The organism is Natrinema sp. LJW11 (assembly GCF_056135975.1).
In genome coordinates this window covers 11,703-33,817 of the sequence record NZ_JBWBDM010000010.1, presented here as the reverse complement: position 1 = coordinate 33,817, position 22,115 = coordinate 11,703, and the positions used below count along the sequence as shown (strand labels likewise).

21 protein-coding genes and 6 pseudogenes are annotated in these 22,115 nt (G+C 57.0%); 11 read left to right on the top strand and 16 right to left on the bottom strand.

Going from position 1 to position 22,115, the window contains the following annotated elements; all coding sequences use genetic code 11:
• Window positions 1-166: 166 nt before the first annotated feature.
• Together AC0QDI_RS21790 and AC0QDI_RS21785 are read left to right on the top strand one after the other, a co-directional pair.
• Window positions 167-1,018, top strand: coding sequence for a ParA family protein (locus AC0QDI_RS21790; protein ID WP_474671797.1), 852 nt, complete (start codon window positions 167-169; stop codon window positions 1,016-1,018).
• Window positions 1,015-1,464, top strand: coding sequence for a DUF7970 domain-containing protein (locus AC0QDI_RS21785; protein ID WP_474671795.1), 450 nt, complete (start codon window positions 1,015-1,017; stop codon window positions 1,462-1,464). Before AC0QDI_RS21790 ends, AC0QDI_RS21785 begins: the two co-directional genes overlap by 4 nt.
• Before the next feature lie 150 nt (window positions 1,465-1,614).
• Here AC0QDI_RS21785 and AC0QDI_RS21780 read toward each other — a convergent pair whose 3' ends face one another.
• Complete coding sequence (locus AC0QDI_RS21780) at window positions 1,615-1,794, bottom strand: DUF6788 family protein (protein ID WP_474671985.1); 180 nt, start codon at window positions 1,792-1,794, stop codon at window positions 1,615-1,617.
• On the opposite strand from AC0QDI_RS21780, the gene AC0QDI_RS21775 reads away from it, so the two are divergent.
• Together AC0QDI_RS21775 and AC0QDI_RS21770 are read left to right on the top strand one after the other, a co-directional pair.
• Entirely contained in the window at window positions 1,735-1,971 is a 237-nt protein-coding gene (locus tag AC0QDI_RS21775) for a hypothetical protein (RefSeq protein WP_474671998.1), read from the top strand. The genes AC0QDI_RS21780 and AC0QDI_RS21775 overlap by 60 nt on opposite strands.
• 874 nt (window positions 1,972-2,845) lie before the next feature.
• A complete protein-coding gene (locus AC0QDI_RS21770) occupies window positions 2,846-4,102 on the top strand; it encodes an orc1/cdc6 family replication initiation protein (protein WP_474671983.1) in 1,257 nt (418 codons plus the stop codon).
• Between the two features lie 985 nt (window positions 4,103-5,087).
• On the opposite strand, the gene AC0QDI_RS21765 is transcribed toward AC0QDI_RS21770, so the two are convergent.
• Complete coding sequence (locus tag AC0QDI_RS21765) at window positions 5,088-5,648, bottom strand: hypothetical protein (RefSeq protein WP_474671793.1); 561 nt, start codon at window positions 5,646-5,648, stop codon at window positions 5,088-5,090.
• A 111-nt stretch (window positions 5,649-5,759) separates the two neighbouring features.
• A pseudogene (locus AC0QDI_RS21760) lies at window positions 5,760-6,195 on the bottom strand (TRAM domain-containing protein).
• Window positions 6,196-6,713: 518 nt separating this feature from the next.
• On the opposite strand from AC0QDI_RS21760, the gene AC0QDI_RS21755 reads away from it, so the two are divergent.
• Window positions 6,714-6,986: a hypothetical protein gene (locus AC0QDI_RS21755; RefSeq protein WP_474671791.1), complete on the top strand. Its 273-nt coding sequence runs from the start codon at window positions 6,714-6,716 to the stop codon at window positions 6,984-6,986.
• A 117-nt stretch (window positions 6,987-7,103) separates the two neighbouring features.
• Here AC0QDI_RS21755 and AC0QDI_RS21750 read toward each other — a convergent pair.
• Window positions 7,104-8,182 (bottom strand): annotated as a pseudogene (locus tag AC0QDI_RS21750) (hypothetical protein).
• A 99-nt stretch (window positions 8,183-8,281) separates the two neighbouring features.
• Here AC0QDI_RS21750 and AC0QDI_RS21745 point away from each other — a divergent pair.
• Window positions 8,282-8,575, top strand: a complete 294-nt coding sequence (locus AC0QDI_RS21745) for a MarR family transcriptional regulator (protein WP_474671789.1) — start codon at window positions 8,282-8,284, stop codon at window positions 8,573-8,575.
• A gap of 58 nt (window positions 8,576-8,633) precedes the next feature.
• Here AC0QDI_RS21745 and AC0QDI_RS21740 read toward each other — a convergent pair whose 3' ends face one another.
• From AC0QDI_RS21740 to AC0QDI_RS21730, 3 genes are all read right to left on the bottom strand, one after another.
• Complete coding sequence (locus AC0QDI_RS21740; RefSeq protein ID WP_098727679.1) at window positions 8,634-8,852, bottom strand: HalOD1 output domain-containing protein; 219 nt, start codon at window positions 8,850-8,852, stop codon at window positions 8,634-8,636.
• Entirely contained in the window at window positions 8,845-9,786 is a 942-nt protein-coding gene (locus AC0QDI_RS21735; protein ID WP_474671787.1) for an ImmA/IrrE family metallo-endopeptidase, read from the bottom strand. The genes AC0QDI_RS21740 and AC0QDI_RS21735 overlap by 8 nt, the downstream gene beginning before the upstream one ends.
• Window positions 9,787-9,874: 88 nt before the next feature.
• Window positions 9,875-10,222, bottom strand: coding sequence for a DUF8013 domain-containing protein (locus AC0QDI_RS21730; RefSeq protein WP_474671785.1), 348 nt, complete (start codon window positions 10,220-10,222; stop codon window positions 9,875-9,877).
• Window positions 10,223-10,423: 201 nt separating this feature from the next.
• On the opposite strand from AC0QDI_RS21730, the pseudogene AC0QDI_RS21725 reads away from it, so the two are divergent.
• Window positions 10,424-11,169 (top strand): annotated as a pseudogene (locus AC0QDI_RS21725) (helix-turn-helix domain-containing protein).
• 58 nt (window positions 11,170-11,227) lie between these two features.
• Window positions 11,228-13,789, top strand: a pseudogene (locus AC0QDI_RS21720) (heavy metal translocating P-type ATPase).
• 46 nt (window positions 13,790-13,835) lie between these two features.
• Here the strand turns inward: AC0QDI_RS21720 and AC0QDI_RS21715 are convergent.
• The 3 genes from AC0QDI_RS21715 to AC0QDI_RS21705 form a co-directional block, all read right to left on the bottom strand.
• Window positions 13,836-14,837 carry a DUF6610 family protein gene (locus tag AC0QDI_RS21715; RefSeq protein ID WP_474671783.1) on the bottom strand — a complete coding sequence of 334 codons (1,002 nt, stop codon included), beginning with the start codon at window positions 14,835-14,837 and terminating at the stop codon, window positions 13,836-13,838.
• Window positions 14,838-15,252: 415 nt separating this feature from the next.
• Complete coding sequence (locus AC0QDI_RS21710; protein ID WP_474671781.1) at window positions 15,253-15,396, bottom strand: hypothetical protein; 144 nt, start codon at window positions 15,394-15,396, stop codon at window positions 15,253-15,255.
• Window positions 15,396-15,872 (bottom strand): hypothetical protein, encoded by a 477-nt coding sequence (locus AC0QDI_RS21705; RefSeq protein WP_474671779.1) that lies wholly within the window; start codon window positions 15,870-15,872, stop codon window positions 15,396-15,398. Before AC0QDI_RS21705 ends, AC0QDI_RS21710 begins: the two co-directional genes overlap by 1 nt.
• 70 nt (window positions 15,873-15,942) lie before the next feature.
• Between AC0QDI_RS21705 and AC0QDI_RS21700 the strand changes: the two genes are divergently transcribed.
• On the top strand, window positions 15,943-16,425 hold the full coding sequence (locus AC0QDI_RS21700) for a nucleoside deaminase (protein WP_474671777.1): 483 nt from the start codon (window positions 15,943-15,945) through the stop codon (window positions 16,423-16,425).
• Between the two features lie 70 nt (window positions 16,426-16,495).
• On the opposite strand, the gene AC0QDI_RS21695 is transcribed toward AC0QDI_RS21700, so the two are convergent.
• The 4 genes and pseudogenes from AC0QDI_RS21695 to AC0QDI_RS21680 all read right to left on the bottom strand — a co-directional run bounded on the left by AC0QDI_RS21695 (window position 16,496) and on the right by AC0QDI_RS21680 (window position 17,662).
• Window positions 16,496-16,816, bottom strand: a complete 321-nt coding sequence (locus AC0QDI_RS21695) for a hypothetical protein (RefSeq protein WP_474671775.1) — start codon at window positions 16,814-16,816, stop codon at window positions 16,496-16,498.
• A gap of 56 nt (window positions 16,817-16,872) precedes the next feature.
• Entirely contained in the window at window positions 16,873-17,094 is a 222-nt protein-coding gene (locus AC0QDI_RS21690; protein ID WP_474671773.1) for a DUF8129 domain-containing protein, read from the bottom strand.
• A 48-nt stretch (window positions 17,095-17,142) separates the two neighbouring features.
• Window positions 17,143-17,417, bottom strand: a pseudogene (locus AC0QDI_RS21685) (DUF7389 domain-containing protein).
• Between the two features lie 23 nt (window positions 17,418-17,440).
• Window positions 17,441-17,662, bottom strand: a complete 222-nt coding sequence (locus tag AC0QDI_RS21680) for a hypothetical protein (RefSeq protein WP_474671771.1) — start codon at window positions 17,660-17,662, stop codon at window positions 17,441-17,443.
• Between AC0QDI_RS21680 and AC0QDI_RS21675 the strand changes: the two genes are divergently transcribed.
• Window positions 17,662-18,650, top strand: a protein-coding gene (locus AC0QDI_RS21675) for an IS630 family transposase (protein ID WP_474671769.1) whose coding sequence is annotated in 2 segments (ribosomal slippage) — window positions 17,662-18,142 and window positions 18,142-18,650 — 990 coding nt in all. Because the reading frame shifts where the segments join, the coding sequence is not laid out codon by codon here. The two genes, AC0QDI_RS21680 and AC0QDI_RS21675, sit on opposite strands and share 1 nt — an antisense overlap.
• A gap of 28 nt (window positions 18,651-18,678) precedes the next feature.
• Window positions 18,679-19,137 (top strand): annotated as a pseudogene (locus tag AC0QDI_RS21670) (IS6 family transposase); the annotation flags it as partial.
• Between the two features lie 214 nt (window positions 19,138-19,351).
• On the opposite strand, the gene AC0QDI_RS21665 reads toward AC0QDI_RS21670, so the two are convergent.
• Together AC0QDI_RS21665 and AC0QDI_RS21660 are read right to left on the bottom strand one after the other, a co-directional pair.
• The gene (locus tag AC0QDI_RS21665; protein WP_474671767.1) at window positions 19,352-19,768 is read right to left on the bottom strand and encodes a cobalamin B12-binding domain-containing protein; all 417 of its coding nucleotides are present in this window, start codon (window positions 19,766-19,768) and stop codon (window positions 19,352-19,354) included.
• Window positions 19,769-20,163: 395 nt separating this feature from the next.
• Window positions 20,164-21,861, bottom strand: a complete 1,698-nt coding sequence (locus AC0QDI_RS21660; RefSeq protein WP_474671765.1) for an acyl-CoA mutase large subunit family protein — start codon at window positions 21,859-21,861, stop codon at window positions 20,164-20,166.
• Window positions 21,862-22,115 lie beyond the last annotated feature (254 nt).

Here is a 22,115-nt window from a genome sequence, read left to right as displayed (position 1 = left end):
ATATTCGGGGAGTCAGTTGGACAGAGACCCGTCAATTGAAGCCATTATCTATGCCGGCGTCTGAGTAAAGAGGTATATTTAGATAGACTAATCGGTTAGGCCAATCAATAAGCTCAGCTAGGAGGACTAGCGAAAAACTATAATCAATCAGTTCATCCGATAATACATGCTTACTTATGCCACGTATTCGGAGGCTGGCGGTGTTGGAAAGACAACACTTGCTGCATCGCTCGCTGACGAACACACCCGCGTCGGTCGCAACGTCCTGACAGTTGACCTTGATCCACAGTACGGATCGCTGACTCACTTGCTCGGCGTCGATGCCCCACGAGACAATGGCGGCGCAGACAACTTGGCTCGCCATCTGATTGACCGGTCGAAAGGCGACTTCAACGAACTCATCTTCGAGACTGATTTCGGATTCGATGTCGTCCCAAGCCACAACATGATGGAGCGACTCGGTGATCTCCTGACTCGAGCTGAGCAGATGGCCGCCGATCTCGATGAGGACTTTGATCCAACCGACCAGTTGCGGCGTGTCCTCCTCGAAGCTGGGGTCCCCAACGAGTATGACACAATCATCATTGATCCGCCAGCAACTGCGGGACCTCACCTCTACAACGCAGTGAACGCGACGCGATCGCTAGTGATCCCAATCGAACCGACGGGGAAAGGGATGCAAAGTATCTACGGCCTCGAAGAGCTCGTCGACGGCCTTGAAGGCACCATCTCGAACAGCGATGAACAGGTCGAGATCGGAGTTCTTGCAGGAGTCCCGAACGGCATCGGTCGAACAAGTGACCAACAGGAGTACCTCGAGGAAATCCGTAACCGCGGCTATCCAGCACCGGTCGCGATTCGTACACGGGAGTCGCTATTCCAAGGCTGCTGGAAAGAGCAGTGTACTCCTCGCTACTACGTTGAGCACCACCGTGATCGGAAACGCGACCATGAGATGGAGACGCTCGAGAAGTTAGAGCAACTGGCTGTAGAGATCACAGAGGTCGGTGAACGATGAAGAAAGGTGCTGGCAGCGATCCGTTCAGCGATAACGTCGACGACACGGATGACCAGAACGTGGAGGAGGACATCGACGACGTTGTCGATGATGCCCTTGAAGAGGAGCCTGAGGACGAAGCCTCCTCTAACGATATCGCTATCGAAGAAGTAGTCGAGACTGGTAACGACGGGGTCGCACCAGAACTCCCTCAATCAGGCCGTGACGATGGCGGCGTTCCTTGGGTCTATACGCGGGACAACGTCAAGCAAGACCGAGACATGGTCCAGTTCTATCTTCGCAGCGGCATCCAGGATGTCGAGGAGAAACTCGTTGACGCGGTCGAAGACGAACTCGGGACCAGTGTCTCGAAGACGGACGTTCGAGAGGCAGCGTATGTCGCTGCGATGCGGCGGCCAGAGATCGTTGCTGAGGAGCTCGAACGCTGGGGTTTCGAGACCGAGTGAGGGTTTGGAGAGTTAGCCAGCACAGCGTTAGTTTTTCGCGACGGACCGAGCCATCGCTATCCCATCTTCGCGCTCTCAAGATTCGCGTATCGTTTGTTAGTCTAACCTCGTGGTTCAAGAGGGAACATCTCGAGTTCGACGCCGCACGAATCAGTAGCCGTTCCCAGGAGCAGCCATAGTGAAACCCATACGGATTTTATTCGGGTACTGGACTTTGTAATCCCACTTGAGGCTATCCCCCTTACGACTGACAACGTACTTGTACGGACCATGCAGCCCGCCACGCTGGCATTTGCAGTTGTCTTTGCCACAGCTTACCTTCTTGATCACTACGGTCCCTTCGCTCGATTCTTTGGCGGCTTCGATCGACTCGTCCTCTCCGGCGTCAATGTCCTCGGTGGCGATGTCCCGTCGATATGCGAGCAGTTCGTTGATCCAGTCTTGGAGAGCCTGCAAACTTTCGTCGTCTTGCTTCGGGACACCGTCGGCGAGATACTGCGGAAGTGAATTGGGAGCAACGGGGAGTTGGCATTGTCTTACCAAACAACAGAGTCAGAACCAGAATAAATGCTTGGTAAGACTGCGTTTTGCTCCTCCGCTGTTTCCGAAGCAATCGCCACTAAGATCTCCTCTAGCCAGGGTTATTGGAGAATCAGATTGCACCGGAGATCGTGGTTTGTCTATAATACACACCATTGTTTCCGAAGCTATAGACAGAGGTATCTCCACCAGTTCCGAAGCTTCGTGCAAGTTGTCGTGAGAATCTGTAAGGTCAAAGTCGAACGTCAGCGGTGGCGGTAAGAGTGCTACATCCTCGCCCTCAAGGAGCCGCTGAAGGCAGTGAGTAGGCAGGGTAGTTCACTTAGCGATACTCATTGAGAAGATCGGAACAGATCTGCAGTGTTACGGGAGTGATGGCGAATGGTACGGTGAAGGAGAGACGACAACCCTCCACCGTTTCCGGAGCTTTTGCTAATGGCGCGTTCCGAGAACCCTCACTCCACCGTTTCCGGAGCTATCTCAAACAAAGGAGGAGGTGGTCTTAGAAGAGAGGTCTATATCACCGGAAGATCTCATGAATCGCATAGCGTAAACCACTAAAAAATAACATATAATATATCCATAATTGAGTTGCTCCTGCAGTGCGTTTACTGTTTTACTCACTTTTATTTAAAACTTTGTCTTTCACTAGACCATCGTCGAAAAGAGGAAGTACCTTTTCAAACGAAAGCTCCGGAAACAGTGGGGTGAGGGTGTATTATAAAGAACAGGAGCTTAAGAAATGGTGGTGTGGGGTTGGTTTATAAACATCTGAGCTTAGGACGCTTCGGAAGCTAAGGAAGCGGTGGCTTTATCATGTCATGTTGTATTGTAATCTCTCATAGGAATGTTCCAGCGGGATCGTCAAGTGTTCGCGGATGCCGAACCACTTGACGACTCGTATGAGCCTGAGGATATCCGTGAACGGGACGTGGAACTCGAGAAATACCAACGAGCTCTCCAACCCATCATCGATAACCGCCCGACATCGAACATTTTCCTGTACGGGAAGACGGGAACAGGAAAAACCGTCGCGACCAAATTTATGCTATCGCACTTGGAGAACGATGCTGCCGAGTACGATGACGTTGATCTCTCAACCGTCTGGGTCAGCTGTGAGAACCTTTCCTCGTCTTACCAGGTCGCAGTCGCACTCGTAAACGAGCTTCGTGAAAGCCAGAACAGAGATCGCATCAGTACCACCGGCTATTCCCAGCAACGTGTATTCGATATCCTCTATGAAGAACTCGATGCACTCAGTGGTACTGTTGTGATTGTCCTTGACGAGATCGACAACATCGGTGACTCCGATGATATTCTCTATGGACTTCCTCGAGCGCGGTCGAACGGTTATGTCGGCAACGTTCGCCCAGTTATCGTCGGTATCAGCAATGACTTCCAGTTCCGAGATAATCTTTCGCCAAAGGTCAAGGACACACTCGCTGAAAAAGAAATCCTCTTTCCGCCATACGACGCGAACCAACTGCGCTCGATTCTCGAACCACGTGCTGAAAAAGCGTTCTATGATGACATCCTCGATGGAGACGTGGTTCCGCTTTGTGCGGCCTTTGCCGCTCAGGACACTGGATCGGCCCGACAGGCGATCCGTCTGCTCCGCGAAGCTGGAGAACTAGCTCAGGCTGAAGATGCCGATATCGTGACCGAGGAGCATGTCCGGGATGCTCAAGATGAACTCGAAAAGAACCAACTCTATGAAGGAATGCAGGAACTCACAACACAGGGGCACGCAGTCCTCTGTACACTTGCTTATCGCCAAGCGCTCAACGAAGTTCCTGTTCGATCTCGCGATCTTTACAAGCGGTATGTAAAGATCTGTGATAGACTTGATGCTGATAGTGTGAGCGAACGGCGTGTTCGTGATCACCTTTCAGATATGAACATGCTTGGGCTCATCAACGTCTATGAACGGAACGAAGGGCTCTCAGCTGGCCGTTATCACGAGTACGAGCTTGATGTCCCGTTAAACGCAGTTCTTGAGGTTCTTCTCTCGACGAACCGGTTTGAAGAGGTGGCGAACATCATTCAGTCGATGGCTAATGACAACAATCTCCTTCAGGCAGATATCTCTGATTATTGAGTCCAGTGCTTCGGTGATTTGAACAGCTCAGTGATCACTGAAAGCTCCGGAAACGACGGAGGGTCCGAACTCGTTCAAGAGCTCCGGAAATTCCAGAGAAAGATTTGTTACTAATTGGTATGGTTCACAAAAGCTGTCCACGTATATCTGTGCCGTATCTAAGAGCACTATCATCGACAACATTGGTGATTATTCTGTTCAGAAAACTCAACCACCACTGATATCGGTGCAGTCTCGCGACTATTGAAGAAATAGATTGCATCGGAAATTGTTGGTTCGTCTAGGATACCTCCCTCCACCGTTTCCGAAGCTATGGACGGAGAAGCTTCAACTTGTCACCAGTTCTGATCCCTCAACTGTGTTTTTCGCCGTTTCACTTGAACGACGTGGTGTGGGTGTTTATAAACAAGATACCTCACTTGAACGGGTGGTCCTTCCAAAATAATCCTTCCATCTGATATCAAAGACCGTGACTTAGTATATTTATGCGTATGAGTTAACTTCCAAATAATTCGCAACATGCCTTCGCACGCTCGAGCTCACGGATCTCTCACTGAGCCTGCCGTTCGAGCAGTTCGGCTCGCCGACACCGTTCACGAGCGACGTCGTCGACAACGTCCTCGTCATCGATCGTGAAACGCTTGCCACGGTGATCGATCTGCTCGAGCATCAGTACCGATCCTCGGCTTCGTCCACTGCGGCATCTCGAGCGTCCGCTTGGAGGTGCTCGTAGCGGACCTCGCAACTATCCGAACAGAACCGACCAGAATACCCTGTCCGATCGCGGGCAGGTTCCGAACATGTCGGCATTCGTCGCGGTCAATCATCTGGCGATCCCTCGATGTAGGAACCGAGTTGTTTCAATGCCTGTCGATACGATTGCTGTTTCTCTTTGTCTCATGGGTTGCTACGGTGGGCTCCTTTCGAGCCCCCGCACCCCTTTCGGGGGTTACAAACCGTCTCGCGTGACGAGATCACTCGACAGTCAGCGGCTGAACGTGCCATCTGGCACAGGGACAAGTCCAGTGCGGATCTCGAGGTCGACACGGCGAAGATGTTTACAGCCGTCATCTGGCTGACGCTGCTCGAAATCAGGACAGGTACACGTTGTTGCCTCGATATCGACCTTGTAAGTGTTCCCGCTCTCACTATGGACCTCGTAGACCGGGCCCACTGTTGCAAAGTGGACGTCCAACTTCTCGTTCAGTGCACGGCGAGTTCGTGGGTCGTCGATCGAGTAGCCACCTGCCTCGAGGGCAGTCGCCGGCTGGGGGTTGTTGCAGGGGACGGTGAACTCGTCGCGGTGGTTGCGTTCTTGACCGCACTTCCTGCACCGCCAGTACCGTGTCCGATACTCGTAGCCATCAGTGAGATCGAGTTCGTACGGTGTTGGCTCTGTGCCCGGCAGCCATTCATCGATCGCGACAAGCTCATGTCCGTTTAGTCGGGCAATGTCTCCTGGATAGCTGCGATCGCGGTCGCTCGTGTACTCGTCTGTCAGTCGATCTCGATGCGGATTGCTCTCGGGTGGTCGATCTGTACTCATTCGTGGCCTCGAGGCACACAAGTATGCGCCTCACTCCTACTGGCGCACAAAGATAACCGGCGTAAGCAGATTAGGAGAACAGATCAAGCTCTCGGCTATCTGGCTGGTCTTTCACAATGCTTTCGGGCCGCTAGCGACAATACTCGCAAACGCGACGTTCTTCTGAACCTGCTCGATTTTGACGGTAGGCTCGTCACCAGGTTGGGCGTCAGGGACGATCACGACGTACCCACGTTCGACTTTTGCAATGCCGTCGCCCTGATCGCCGACAGTCTCGATTGTTACAGTACGTACCTCACCTTCCTCGACAGGGGGGTCCCGATGGGGCACGGTTCACGGTTTCCCGAGAAGGAGATTGCTGTGACTCTTGTTGCATCGATGACTCTGTCGAAGCTGGTGACTCAAGAATCGCTACACGATATGTTTCGTCAGCTGACACCGCTTCATGATCAAATTCACTCAAGGGAACTTCAACAACGTATGTTCCATTTCGTTTTTCGATTGGGGCGCTGAACAGAGAGCAAAGGGAATCGGGAATCTCGACCATTGAATTTCTAGTGTTCAGTTCCCACGGGACAAGTAAGTTTCAGTACTTCACAAAGCTGGTCCTCGTAGATGTGGATTGCATCGTCTGCTTGCTCAATAGTAGACACACCCCGCTTAAAAAGTTAATAAAGAAGGAGATTAGAAATTGACCTTCTTGTAATTCTGTTCGAATTGTGCAGTATTGACATCGATCTCTGCCATGGACATGATGACTTGGTACTCTTCGAGGATGCTCGAAAGCTCGGTAGATGCTCGGAAGCTCGGTAAGGAAATCTGCTAAGTCGCTCTTGTTGCGTGATGTCAAATTTGAAGGAAGCTGTCAACGAACTTGAGACCGGCCTGTAGTGACGCTTTGCTGCGTTCAGGAATACCTTCGACATCTGTCTCTCTGCGCCGCTCAACAACGTGGTAGAAATAGTCAGTTCAATCCAACAAGGAAGTACACTGTCCCTGTGAGAGAAGTGGATTCGACGGATACTGTTAAACGCCTGTCCATCAAAACTGCCATACAGAACTACGATGGCTGGCATTACAGATCCACGGCCACCACTTCCGGAGTGGATTCTCGAGTGCTACGACCGGCTGTGTACGCAGGCATGTCGGCCAGATCACGGAGAAGTCAGCGTTCCGCTGGTCGATTACGACGATGCCACTGACATCTTGGTCGCCGATGCAGAGTTAGCACTCGAGCAACGGGACGTCGAGCACGCACTTACTCGGCTCCTCGAACGGGGCTACTTCTACGAAGTCGAGGATGAACTTCGGATCACATCACCAGAAGAACAGTGCTAACGACTCCTCGAAGAGTTGCCTTGCATGCCGATAGATCGCGACACTACGCTGCTCGAGTCGATCTTCCACCTCGCCGCTCCATTACCGGAATTGTCCAGAAGTGATGGCCGCGTTCTGCTAGAGCCCCACTTCATACTCGTCGAACACAGACTTGAATCCCTCGTCGACGGCCTGCTGGACAAGCTCCGCGAACGCACTTCGATTCCCTGGATTCTCAACGAGCGATCGAAATGTACTCTCGAAGTGGTGTCCGTGCGAGGGCCGATCCCGACTTGAGGTTTCGTGAGCGGCTTCGTGCAACACCACGAGATACAGGTCGTGCATCCAGACCGCACGCTGGCGACTCGTCACGGCTGAGTCGGTGATCACGATGTACGTCCTGCCGTCAGTCCAAGCATCGGCACTCGCCTTGCCGTAGTACACGCCCCGCTCAATCTCAAGTTCCTTTACAAGTACTCGCGCAAAGCGGAGATAGCGCCGCTGATCAGCGTTCAACTGCGATTCGTCCTCGATGCGATGATAGCCTGTCCACACACCTTCTGACTCTGCTTGTTCGCCAACATCGAACGTCTCCGGCACCGCTATCGATGTATCTTCGTCAGTGGCGAGGTCGCGAAGCCGTTGCGTTGCCGCATCACTCGTATCGAGGACGACGTAACCACGTTCGACGAGTTTGTCCGCGCCTTTCTGGGCACTGTCGACCCACCCGATTTTCGGGGCCGCTTGGATCTCCTCGAGGCTAATGCGGGACTCGGTCGCCAGCTGGAATAGCTTGCGCTCGGCCCACTGCTCGTCCGATGACTCGGACGCCATCGCCTCGATCATTACCTCCCGGCTCTCGGCGGTCAGCCGATCGTCTCGTCATCAGCTCGCTGCTTGCTTCCCGCACCAAGCACCGAAAGGTTGCGTCGTCCCTCGGTCGACTCGAGGTCAACACCAGCGCCATCATCGAGGATGAGCGATCGCTCAGGTGAGATGCTAACCAGAACCCGAGTTGATCCAGGACTGTCAATTCCGTTCTGGACGGCCTCACGGATCGCGTCTGTGAGATCTGCCATCTGATCTTCGATAAGGTACATTGCAACTCGCTCGTCAGCCGTCATCGTCACGGTCTTCTCGGTCGATGGCTGACTGGTCGGCCTCGAGTCAGTCGCTTGGTTCGTGGTGAACTCCGATAACGTCGGATGATCTGTCATGGTGTGCGCCCATCTGGCACCACAGAAACCGAACCGAGCGGTCACTTAGAAATTGGAATGAAATTTGGTTCGATTTGACGTAGTCTTCCAGTGTTCTCGATGAATGAGCCGAATTGTCGAAGCGAAACGACCTATAGTGTCTACTTCGAAGAAGTACTACAGACCGTGAGCACCGCAAAAGAACGGCTCGAGGACTTGCCACCGAGTGCGAAGTTGGTCCACAAGACGCTGGAATTCGAGGGAGAGTGTACACAGAAAGAACTAGTCACGGAAACTAGACTTTCATCTCGGACTGTTCGCTATGCGATCTCTCGGCTTGAGGAAAAAGAGTTAGTTGAGCAACGAGTGTCCTTTCGAGACGCCCGTCAGAAGCTCTATTCGCTTGTGGAGTAGTCCATAGTCCTCGTGGACTTCTGGGGATCCTTTGACGCCCTTGTCTTGGTAGCCTGTTCTACGAAGTCTCAAGTACGGCCACATCGGATGGTGTCACTACCACGCGGAACTCACTAACCGAGAACCGAATCTCGAGATCAGTCTGTGGGCCTGTCGAATCCACGACCCGCTCGAGGGCTTCGACGTCGATCATCCGCTGTAGTTGGTACTCGCCTCGATCGAGGCCCTGTTCCTCGAGTGCAGTGATGATCTCGAGCAAAAGTGGTCGATCACTCATTGTCGGTCATCTCGCTGACGACGGCGATGATCTCCTGGGCGGTTGAACTGATCCGGCCGAGACGATCCTGGATCACCTCCGAGTTGTCGTCCTGCCACGCGGCCAGGTAGAACGCGGACCCGCTCGTATCCAACTCGAAATACCGCCCGACGATGTACGCGACTGCCTCGGCCTCAACCTCGCGTTTCGATCGCTCAGTCTCGTCGGTGACATCGGCGTGGAGTAGGGCGTGAGCGAACTCGTGGATGAGTGTCACGGCGAGGTCGGCTTGATTCGTGCGGGCTTTCGCCTCGACGACTGGTTGGAGATCACGCTGACTCCGGTATTTGCAGATGCCCTTGGCGTCGCCATGCTCCCACTCGGCCGCGTCGACGATACGGACTGTTACGCCGATATCAGCGGCTGCATCATCAAGCCCGGGCACCAGGTCGTCGGCATCGCCAGTCGCCTCGGTTTCTAGCTCGGGGAGCGGCTCACCCTCCGTCTGAGATACATCGAAGACAGCTGTTGGTTTGAATCCGACGAGCCCTTCCGACCACTCGTCGGGCGCCGTCTCATCGTACTCACAGTTGCTTTGTTCGTGGTAGCTCGGCGAATTCTCGCATTCCGGGCACTGCGTGGTGATGATCGGGGCCCAGATCCAGATGGCCTGCTCGCCCTCCTGGACGTGCCGGTCGAACTCATTCCGCCAGGTGTTGTAGCCCGCGACCCGCGTTGCTTCGGGGCACTGGAGGTTGATGAGCAGCGTGTTTCGATGGGAATAGTTGTGGAAGCGACTCTGGACGTCGAGCCACTCCTGGAACTCCGCGTTGACCTGTGCGTCGTCGACGTCGTCGACGAGCTCGTCGATCCAGGTTTCGATGGTACTGTGCATCTCGTCGCGTCGGGCGTCGGTCTCCTCGAACGAGACCGACGAGTCACTGGTCGTAGCCATAATGTTCACCGAATCGAGTTCACGGCGATTGCGTCAGTTCAGGACGCGCCGCACCCCTTCGGGGCGCACAAAAAACTCACTACGGCAGTCACCGGAGGGCTGCTTTCTCGTCCGCGAAGCCGACCGCGACGAGGTACTCGAGGAACTCGTCGAACCGCTCGACATCGCTGGGTGTGTCAGTCGCGAGGTGCCGTGCCCATTCGATGGCCCACCGGAAGGCTGGATCGTACCCTCCCTTCCCGTGTAGGTACCACCAGCGCGCGGCTTTGAGAACGACGAGCGGATTCGTCGGCGGCTGTTCGCTCGCCAGTCCGTGGGTGACCGACTCGATCTCCGCAGGTATCTCGGCTGGCTCGATCTCACCGGACTGCGTGTTCGAAATATCGATTGGGATCTCGTCGACTGAGACATCGTTCGTGTACTGTTGCTGACTCACGAAGATCACCTGACTTTGAGAGCGTTCGATGAGGCCCTCGCCCTCTCTGAGGGCTTGAAAAACCAGACAGTGAGACACCCAACACCTTCGAGTCGGCATATTTCTCGACCTAAACACCACGCGCAAATCGGTCACCAGCCGGCGACGAAAGCAGGAACGTACGTCAACGCGTTCATACCCCTTTCCACGCTATAGAACAGTATGCGCGAGCTCGTCTTCGCCCTCGAATACGCTCCGGACACCAACGCCGTTGCCGATATCCTCGCCGACAATCCCGAGACGAAAATTCGGTCTCTCTCCTGCCACGTCTCCCCCGACAACCTCTGGCGCGTCGATTACGTAACTGGGAGAGAAAGCGCCCTCGACGATATTGCTGAGACCGTCGCCAACGCAGAGTACTACACTGACTGTCTGGCTCGTCGCGACTGCGAAGCCGATTGAGAAACCCAGATCCTCGACCGCACTAACGACGCGCTTGTCCTCTACTCCTACTGGTCGCGCACCCCGTCCTGCACCTCCATCCCGCACCTCGCACTCGATCACTTCGGCGACGGCCTCATCTTCAAGACGACGTGGGTCGGCCGCCGCTACGAGTGGCGCATCATCGCCCCTGACGATACTGCCTACCACGCCTTCCGCGGCGCCATCGAGAGCGAAATCGACGACACCACTGGCGTCACCTTCGTCCGCGTCGGCGACGCGGACGAGGCCACCCCGGACGACAGCGCCCCTTACTGACGCCCGAGCAGGACGCTGCCGTGCGGGCCGCCGTCGAACACGGCTACTACCAGACTCCTCGCGAGATCGAGACCTACGAACTTGCTGAGAAACTCGATATCCCCGGCTCGACGCTCTCCTATCGGCTCCGCCGTGCTGAAGCCCAATTGGCCGGAGCGTACGTTACTGACCGCTCCTCGTCCACCCACCTCTCTTCCCCCGACGCCTAACGGGAGTTGGTACACACCAACCAAACGGGCTTGTCATCTGGACCCGTCTCTACGCACAATGACTACAGATGCGGCTGGTTCGGACGGTCTCGACTCCTGAACCGTCACACTTGACGTACCCGGGATGGATTGCCCCTCCTGCGCCGAGAAGATCGTCAATAGCGTCTCGAAACTCGACGGCGTCGTCACCGTCGAGCCGCAGGTGATGAACGGCACCGTCCACGTCGAATATCTCCCCGAGACGGTTGGGGTGGACGCCCTCGTCGAACGCGTGCAGGCCGCCGGCTACGACGTTGAGTCACGCGATGATCTCCAGACCGAACGGTTCGACGTGCCCACGATGGACTGTGCGTCCTGTGCGGGCAAAATCGAGAACGCACTCGACACTATTGCGGGCGTTCAGGACCGCGAGACGCTGCCGACGACCGGGACCGTCATCGTGACCTACGACCCAGAGCAGACCTCGCGTGCCGACCTCGTCGCCGCCATCGAGAGTGCGGGCTACGATGTCGAAGAAGCCGATTCGGACACAGCGGAGGAAGACCTCGTTGAGGAGAGCCGAGCGAAAGACGTGTGGCTGAGTTCACGCGCCCTCAAGACGTGGCTCGGCGGCGGATTGCTGTTCGTCGGCCTCGTACTGGAGTTCCTGTTGTCAGGACTCGATGTAACGCTCCTCAGTCTCCTCGGACGAGAGTTCGCCACCGCCGAACTGTTCTACTTGCTCGGCGCACTGATCAGCGGCGAGCAGATTCTCCGGAACGGCTACTACTCCGCTCGCACGCGCTCGCTGGACATCGATCTCTTGATGAGCCTCGGCATCCTCGGCGCGATCACTGCGAGCCTCGTCTTCGCCGAGGCGCTCTATCTCGAAGCGGGGATGCTGGCGGTGCTGTTCAGCGTTGCCGAGTTGATGGAGGAGTACGCGATGGATCGCGCCCGGTCCTCGCTCCGCGAACTCGTGGACCTATCACCGACGACCGCGACCGTCCGCAGAGGCGGCGAGGAAACGACCGTCCCGGTGGAGGATCTGCGCGTGGGCGACCGCGTTATCGTGCGTCCCGGCGACCGCATCCCCGCTGACGGCACCGTTGTCGAAGGTGAGAGCGCGGTCAATCAGGCCCTGATCACCGGCGAGAGTGTGCCCGTCGACAAGGCGGACGGCGACGAGGTGTACGCCGGCACCATCAACGAAGAGGGCTACCTGGAGGTTGAGGTCACGGCGGAAGCCGAGGACAGCACGCTCGCCCGTATCATCGAATTGGTCGAGGGCGCCCAGCGGGACAAGACTGACCACGAACAGTTCGTCGACCGATTCGCCGGCCAGTACACGCCGGTCGTCGTCATACTGGCGGTCCTGATCGCTGCGGTACCACCGCTGCTCATCAGTGAGAGTATCTCGCTCGGTCTCGGTGGCCAGACGCTCGTGTTCGCCGGCGACTGGGCGACGTGGTTCAAGCGCGGCCTCGCGCTCCTCGTCCTCGCGTGCCCGTGTGCACTGGTCATCAGCACGCCCGTCAGCGTCGTCTCCGGGATCACGAGCGCCGCGAAGAACGGCGTGCTGATCAAGGGCGGGACGCACCTCGAATCGGTCGGAACGGTCGGAGCGGTCGCGTTCGACAAGACGGGGACGCTCACACACGGCGAACTCACCGTCACCGATGTCGTCCCCGCGAGTGGCAAGTCCCGCGAATCGGTGCTGTCCGTGGCGGCGAGTCTGGAGGAGCGCAGTGAACACCCGATCGCGGAAGCGATCGTCGAGGCCGCTGACGAGTCGGCGGTCGACACGGATGACGTCTCGTCGTTCGAGAGTTTGACCGGAAAGGGCGTCCAGGCCGACCTGAACGGTGAGACGTACTTCGCCGGAAAGCCCGCGTTGTTCGAGGAGCTGGGGCTCACCTTCGATCCCGACCGTCCCGTGTCCGACGGCGGTGTCGCTGTCGAGGACTCCGGCGGCACCGATACCGCTGCCGCTAGCGCTGAGACGATCGAAGAGCTACAAGCTGATGGGAAGACTGTCATCCTCGTCGGAACCACGGAGCGAATCGTCGGCGTCGTCGCCGTGGCCGATGAGATACGGCCGGAAGCGAAGCGAACAGTCGAACGGCTCCACGACCTTGGCGTCGAGCGCGTCGTGATGCTGACCGGCGACAACGAGGTGACGGCACGCGCGGTCGGCGAGGCGGCGGGCGTCGACGACGTGCGTGCAGAGTTGCTGCCCGAGGACAAGGCCGAGACGGTGGCCGCACTCGACGAGGAGTTCGGTGGGGTGATGATGGTGGGTGACGGGGTCAACGACGCGCCAGCGCTTGCGTCGGCGACGGTCGGGGTCGCTATGGGCGCAGCTGGGACTGACACGGCAGTCGAGTCGGCGGACGTCGCGCTGATGGGAGACGAGCTGTCGAAGCTCCCGTATCTCTACGCGCTGTCGGGGAAAGCGAACGGCGTCATCCGGGAGAACATCTGGGCGAGCGTCGGCGTGAAGGCGCTGCTGGCTGTCGGAGTTCCCTTCGGTCTGGTGAACGTTGCGGTCGCTGTCATCGTCGGCGACATGGGGATGAGCCTCGGCGTGACGACGAACGCACTCCGGCTGGCGAGAATCAAACCCGACCGATTCGAGTGAAGACTCCGGTCAATTGACACTCGTCTCGCTGGCCGGTGGATCAGTCTCACGACGGCGGGACGTAGACGCTCTGCTCGCCGGCGATCTCCTCGAGGTTGTTTCGGTGGCGATGCGAGAAGTAGCACTCGTAGCTGCAGTAGCCACAGATCTCACCAGTGTCGTACTTGGCAACGTAGGGGCCGCGCTCGGTCGTCCAGACGTTCGCGCCACACTCGGTACAAGCTGCGCTCTGGATATCGCCCGGTGACGGGCCGCGATACGCGAGGTCGGTCCCGTCCTCCTGGAGCGTCGATTCGGGCCAGACACCCTGCGACGCCCAGAAGTCACGAACCCGGGCAAGGCCGTGGCGCACGGTCTTCCGTACTGTCATGTGCTCGGCGTCGCGACCACTGTCGTCCCAGCCGTCGGGCGTCCAGAACTCGCCGAACTGCGCCCCACGATGGACACCGTTCCAGTCGAGGCCGACGATATCGGCCGGCGGCTCATCCGTCAGCGTCGGACGAGTAAGCTGGTCGATCACGTCGAGTTGCTTAGGTGGACTCCCTCCGAGAATGTGGACGCGACGGCCACGCCAATCTACAGGGTCAGAAAACTCGTGGGCGAGTCGACCGGCGTAACCGCGCGAGTAGCCGACCACGAGGTCATCGGGGACCGCATGAATCGCTGCCCGGCATTTTGGGACAATCACGAGGCCCGCCGCTGGATAACTGCCCTGAATCTCGCGTGCAGCAGCGACATACTCGTCGACCTCGTCGACGTCGTAGGCGTCACCGATCACGCCGACCTGCGGTTCGTACTCGAAAAAGCGCTCGACATAGCGATCGAGATCAGGATTGCGGAAATCGTTATCGAGCATCCTGACCGGCAACTCCAGGTCTGTGTACTGCTTTTGTTGGTAGGTACAGTCCTCGCGAAAGCCCGTGAGAAAGCCGAGCCGGAATGCGTCAAGCGCAAATGGAACCCGGTGAAGGAACGCTACGTGGTCGGCCTGCCGAGCGGCTGTAATTTCAGTGGCGATGCTGCTGTTCGGACGTGCTGAAAGCGCCATCTCGAATCACCCAGAAGACGCGGGAATGATCGCCCCGCGCCCGCTCTCGGGGCGAGACAAAACCAGCAGTAGACGCCAATCTTAACCAACAACAGCGAGCGTGTCATACAATAGTTCTCAACAGACATTATTCACAGAAGTGGAACTGAATAAAATCTCATGACTGATGAGATCCACCGAGTCACCGCGAAATGGAGGCCATATAATCGCCAGGTAGAGCGTATGAGACGTATTCTATGACACGCTCAACAACAGCAGCTAAACACTCCTAATGTTGGTTAACTCACCGCTGATATCGCGCCTCTCGTGGTTCGATCTCTCCGGCGTGGACGAGACTGGTGTGTGAATCTGCCTCTTCGTGAAGTAGATCGACGAGTGCGAACTGCGCGCAGGCAGTGAACGAACACTCCTCGTCCTAACACCAGATGTCAGCGTAGGCGATATCGGTCTGTTCGCCTGCGTAGACGGGTTTCCCGATACCTAGCTGCGAGTTGCAGTCGTCGCGGGGGCAGATCGGTTCGATACGGGTGAACGTGGGCGTGTCTTCCATTGAATTCATCAGTAAGGGTCGTAACTCGGCGTGATATCGCCGGTCAGGACGCCGCTCTCGACGGCGTTGCTCTTGCCGCCTTCGAGGTCGATGATGCGATAAACGGCGTCGCCACTCCACTCGCAGTCCTCGTCGGAACACCTCGCGCTCGCGTACGCGCCGTTCTCGTCGTTCAGGTGCACGCTCAGGAGGTCGAGACCCTCGTTGCAGAGCGGGCATTCTGTCGGCACCTGTGCGTAGCGATAGCCCGTCGCGACGGTGATGTTGTCCTGGTCGACCTCGACGCCCTGGCTCTCTACGAGCAGATTTCGGAGCTCTGCGCGGAGATCTTCGAGGAATGTATGGCGTACGTCCTCGTTGACGGGGGGGGGTCGACGCTGTCGATGGTGATTGTGAGCCGATGCTCTACCGTTTCGTCGGTGTTTTCCATTGTGGTCACCTCTGGGGCACGTTCGCTCGCGCCCGCGCCCCTCTCGGGCGTTCACAAAACGACCGTCGCTCGACAGCTCTCGAATCACGCTGTTACGCGTCACTCCCAACGACTTATCTGGCCGCTTGGATCAGCCTACAGATGTGACTGACACGAACGTCGACGACTTCGACCATGACTCACATCTGCGCAGAACCTTCGAACTCGCTCGTGAGGCCGCCGATCGCGGCGACAAGCCGTTCGGCAGCGTGCTCGTCCGCGACGATGCGGTCGTCATGACCGACTCGAACCGTGAGGTCACGGAGAATGACATCCGCCGGCATCCCGAACTGCATCTCGCCTACCGCGCGTGTCGCGAACTCGACCCCGACGAACGTGCCGAGACGGTGATGTACACGAGTACGGAGCCGTGCCCGATGTGTGCCGGGGGAATGGCCACGGTCGGGTCCGACCGCGTCGTCTACAGCGTCGGCAGCGACGAGATCGCGGAATTCACGGGTAACGAGCCGTCGGTTCGATCGGCAGAAATCCTCGACGGCGTCAGCGACGTCGTCGGGCCCGTTCTAAACGACGAGGGTCGGCAGATTCACGAGGAGTTCGACTGGTGACCCAGCGACGACGAGCTAAGCCGCTATGGGGAAACATCTCTCGTCCGTCACCAGTGTGGTCGAAGACGAGTTAGCAGGTGTCGTCAGCCTCACCGTCCTCGAAGAGACACTGTTTGGTAGCCTGCTCGCCGGCGAGCGTCTGCTGATCATTGTCTGTATCGGCGAAGAGGGTCGACTGGTCGCCCTCGGCCGACCGTTCTACTTCGGGCCGGTCGTCGACGCCGAACTCACTCGCCGCTGGCCGATCGAGCCGTGAATCGCGGTCGCGGTGATCCACGTCCGCACCGAAGTCCTCGAGGGACGTTTCGACGCTCGCTTCGGTGACTTCGAGCTGGCCATCCTCGCCGAATGCAGTCTGCTGTTGAATCTCGATGTCCGGTCGATTGCTCATGTGAATCGAGCCTCCACCCATTGGAGGCTCCGAAAAACTGCCCGACGAGTGTCGTCTCAATCCTCCTCAGCGCGGATTTCGTTGGCCCGGTGTTCGAGCCGCCGAAGGATCTGGACTCGCTTCTGATTCGCGTTCTCGTAGGCGACGCAGGCCCGCAGCGTCTCCATGTCGTGGATCGTCACGATACCGGCGTTGAGAAACCCCGTATTTGGTGGCTCAAGCCGCTGCTCTGGTGACAGACCGCTCGATACCGTGGATTGCTCTGACGAGTTACTCACTGAGTGTCGCCTCCGCTCCTGCTGCGGCGACGAAAAAACAGCGCCGAGTTACTCGTCTTCTTCCTCGGGTTGAATTTGGCGGGCGTCCTCGGCGAGGTCGTGGATGTACGATCGAAGCGTTTCCATGTCCTCGCGGGCGTCCTCGAGGGTCTTGCCCTTCGACTTTGCGACTTGTCTTGGTCACGGGTGCCGGTTCCGGGAGTGAGCGTCACGGTGAGCGAGACACCGACGTCGCTGCGTTCGACGTACTCGGTTGGCGACGACCGTTCATTGTTTGCTGTCGATTCGACGTCCGTACGAGACGACTGAGTGTGTTCTGACATATGTGGCTCTCGGTGATCGGTGTTCAGAGAGACGGTGAGACCGCTTTGTTGGCCGTCTTGCGAAGGACGGCGTCGATGTCACTACCGGTGAGTCGCCAGCGCCCGTCGGGACCTGTGCAGTCCAGTTGGCTCACGATCTTGTTTTTGAACTCGGTGTAGCGCGCCAGCGCGACGTCTTCTTCGTCCGTATAGTCGACTATAGTAACCGTTAGAATTTTTCGCCCGTAGGTTGTCACTGTAGACAATGGACCATCTCGACGAAATCTCCGTCGAAGAACTCCAAGACGCCCTTGGCAAGGTTGAGGGAAACAAGCCGACACAACGGTTGTTAGCAGCGATTGCATATAAGAACGGCCTGACGCAGACCGAACTTGCAGAGTGGCACGACACTGGTCGAAGAACGATCTACAGCTGGCTCATGAGACTCGATACGGACGAACCGCTTGAGCAAGCTGTCTCTGATGCTCATCGACCCGGGAGAAAACGAAAACTCTCAGAAACACAGCAAGAAGAGTTTGAACGCACCGTTCACGAACCTCCCGAGAAAGTCGGTATCGACGCGCCGGCGCTCGTCCAGGAGTTTCTTGAAGAAACCTACGGCGTCGAGTACTCCTATCCGAGTTGCCGCCGGTTGCTCAAAGAAGCTGGATTAAGCTACCAAAAACCGTGCCGTACAGCCGCCGAAGCCGAGGAGTCAGATACAGAAGAGTTCCGCGAGGAACTCAAAAAAAGCGGCGGGAGATGGACGCCACAGTAGTCTGCATCGATCAGACCAAGAAATCCGTCCAGGTTGAGCCGCGTGCCGCGTGGTTTCCGCGCGGCACGCGGCCGAGCGTCGAACTTTCTGGCCAACGCGACCGGACGTGTCTGCTTGGCGCGATTACCGAAGACGGCGAGTGCTTCTTCTCACGGTTCACCGAGTACGTCACCGCCGATCACGCGAAACATTTCATTCTCGCGCTATGCAAAGAATTCGAAGAGGATTTAATCGTCGTGCTCGATGGAGCGCCGTATTTCCAGGCATCGGCTGTCACGGACCTGGCGGCCCGCGACGACCTCGCCTTCGTCATGTTACCAGCATATTCCCCGGAACTCAACCCAGTCGAAGAGTGCTGGAGACAGCTGCAATCAGCACTTAGCAACCGATTCTTCGACTTGCTTTCTGACCTGACATCAGCGATTGATACCGCTCTTGATCAACTCTCTATTCCTAAATTGGGCAATTATTTCTAACGTCTACTATAGCTGACAGCGGACACGACCCGCTGAGGCGCAGCCGAAGCGGGTCGCCGTTGACGAAACCGCTGTCAAGATTGACGGCGAATGGTCTTGGTTATACGCTGCAATAGACCCCGAGACAAAGTTGATTCTCGATGTTGCGTTATTTGGGCGGCATGGCACCAATCCGGCGGCTGCGTTTCTCCATCGACTCACCGAGAAACACGATCTCTCGGATAGTGAATTTCTCGTTGATCAATTCGGATACCGGACTGCCCTTGCTCGATTAGGATTGAGCGGTCTGGTCAATTATACCGACCGAAACATCATCGAAAAGTGATTTCACACCCTCAAAATGCGTATCGACCGCTTCCATAATTCGTGGGTGGGTAGTTGGTCGAGCGTCCGCGAGTGGCTTGAACAGTTTAGGCACTACCACAACTATCAGAGACCTCATCAAGCTCTCGATGGAAAGACGCCGATCGAGGAGGTTCAGAACTAGACAGTGCCCTTCGAGTCTATACTAATTATATCGGAAACACAATTCTATTCCCCCTCATTGTGACTATTTTTTATCAATGGAACCTCGCGACGACGCCGTCCATGTGGGCAGATAGCTCTGAGACGAGCTTCCGGTAGCCCAGCGAGCGGTTCTTGATATTCGAAATGGCTCGAGCTGGCGCGATATTCGCCTGCGAACAGAGCCTCGTCAGTACTCATCGCTCGGATGTGTTCTCGCGAATGAACTCGATCGTCTCCTCGACCGATGTCCCGGGGCCGAAGATTGCCGAAATGCCCGCTGCCTCGAGTTCGGCGCGATCCTCTTCGGGGATCACGCCGCCGACGAGGACGAGCGTGTCCTCCATTGCCCCGTACTCCTCGAGGCCGTCCATGATCTTTGGAACGAGCGTGTCGTGAGCGCCCGAGAGAATAGAGACTCCGAGGACATCGACGTCTTCTTGGACGGCAGCCTGGACGATCTCTTCGGGTGCTTTGTGCAGTCCGGAGTAGATGACTTCGAACCCGGCGTCACGAAAGGCGCGTGCAATAACGTGAGCTCCGCGGTCGTGACCGTCGAGCCCGACTTTTGCAACCATACACCGAGTACTTTGCTGATCGCTGCCAGCACTCATAGGTCTGTGTTTTACGTATTACCGTATGTTACTATCGGAATGCCGGATGAAACGCAGTAGATTTTCAAAAGTGAATTTGTATCGTCTCGACGGTACCGTCTCCAGAGCTGGTGAAGATGGTTACTTCCGCTACTCTCTGTGGTAGTATATGACGGTCCACGAAGCGGCCGTCGACAATATCGATGCAATTCAAAACGTAGCACAGGAGTCAGCGATCCACGATTGTCCCGGTATCTTAAATCGGGGATCATTCCAAGAAGTGGTTAGCAAGTGTGTGACTACAAGAAAGTCGAGCTCGACGAGATACCGATCGGTGGAGACACCTATCAGAAGTGCACCGTCTCGAACAGGAGTCGTACACAGAAGGGATCGACGAATGAGCGGAGTCGCCTCACTCAGACGGGTGAGAGTTCCTCCTGATATGCACCGTGGTGATCCTCGAACACCTGCATGATTTCGCCCATCGAGACGTACGCTTTCACCGCGTCAACGATGTACGGCATGACGTTTTCCTTGTTTTCGATGGCGTCAGACAGCGCCGACAGCGTCGCGTCGACTTCCTCGTTGTTGCGTTCGTCTTTGACACGCTCGAGCCGATCGAGTTGACGCTCACGAGTCGTTTCGTCGATCTGGAGGGTATCCGGCGAGGTGTCCTCCTCGATGGTGAACTTGTTGACGCCGACGACGACTTCCTCGCCGTGTTCGACGCGCTGTTGGTACTCGTAACTCGCCTCACCGATCTCGCGCTGGAAGTACCCCTGGTCGATGGCGGCGAGGACTCCGTCACGGATCGAGCCGTTGCCGATCTCCTCGATCTCCTCGATGTACGACAGTATTTCGGCTTCCATCTCGTTTGTGAGTTTCTCGATCGCGAAGCTGCCGCCCATCGGATCGACGATGTCGGCTGCGCCGGATTCGTCGGCGATGATCTGCTGTGTCCGCAGGGCGACGCGGACCGCCTTCTCGCTCGGAAGCGCCAGTGCCTCATCGAAGCTGTTGGTGTGCAGCGACTGGGTTCCGCCGAGGACGCCGCCCAGCGCCTGAATGGTGACGCGGACGATATTGTTCAGGGGCTGCTGGGCGGTCAGCGACTGGCCCGCCGTCTGTGTGTGGAATTTCAGCCGTTTCGATTCAGGTTGTTCTGCATCATACCGTTCGTCCATTATGCGGGCATAGATGCGACGTGAGGCCCGAAATTTTGCGATCTCTTCGAAGATGGAGTTGTGGGAGTTGAAGAAAAACGAGAGTAGCGGCGCGAACTTGTCGACCTCGAGTCCGCGTTCGAGGCAGTCCTCCACGTATGCGAACCCGTCTGCGAGCGTGAACGCGGCCTCCTGAGCGGCGGTCGATCCGGCTTCACGGATGTGATAGCCGGAGATGGAAATCGGGTGAAAATTCGGCGTTTCGTCGACGGCGAACTCGATCGTGTCCGTGACGATTTTGAGGGAGGGATCGGGGGGGATAACCCACTCCTTTTGAGCGATGAACTCTTTGAGCATGTCGTTCTGAAGGGTCCCCTTGACTTCGTCACGGGGGATACCCTGCTGGTCGGCCAGTGCAATGTACATCGCATAGATGACAGCCGCCGAAGGGTTGATCGTGAACGAGGTCGACACGTCGCTAATGTCGATCTCGTCGAAGAGGATTTCCATGTCACGAAGGGTATCGACGGCGACGCCTTCCTTGCCTACCTCGCCCTCGCCCATCGGATGGTCCGAGTCGATACCCATTAGCGACGGCATGTCGAAGGCAGTCGAGAGCCCCGTTTGCCCCTCGTCGATGAGGTAGTGAAACCGCTCGTTGGTCTCCTCGGCAGTCCCGAAACCCGCGAACTGTCGCATTGTCCACGTGCGTCCGCGGTACATGGTCGGATATGGTCCCCGAGTGTACGGCGGCTCGCCGGGGAAGCCAAGGTCCTCGTCGAAATCGAGATCGGCGATGTCGTTCGCCGTGTAGAGGCGATCGACCTCGTGGTTTGAAACCGTTGCGAACCGCTCTTTACGCTCGCCACGCTCCAGAAACGGCTCGAGCGTGTCTTCCTCCCACGACTCCTGTTGCTGGGAAATATCTGCCAGTTCTTGCTCGTCGAACATTGTCTACTGTATACAGACAACTATTCTAAAGTCTTGCCCTAGTCTAGTGTCTGACCGGTCACAACAGGGTCTACCGATCGCCGCTGGACTTGATGGTACGTCTCCGGAGACGCCCGTGACGGCAACCCTCGAGCGAGCGGTCATCTGTCTCGAGACGGCACGCTACGGCCAGGAGGGACAGTGTCGCATTTCGCTTCAGTCTGACTGTCAACCCAGGGGTCGCTCTCAGCACGGACCAGTTCCACGTTCTATGA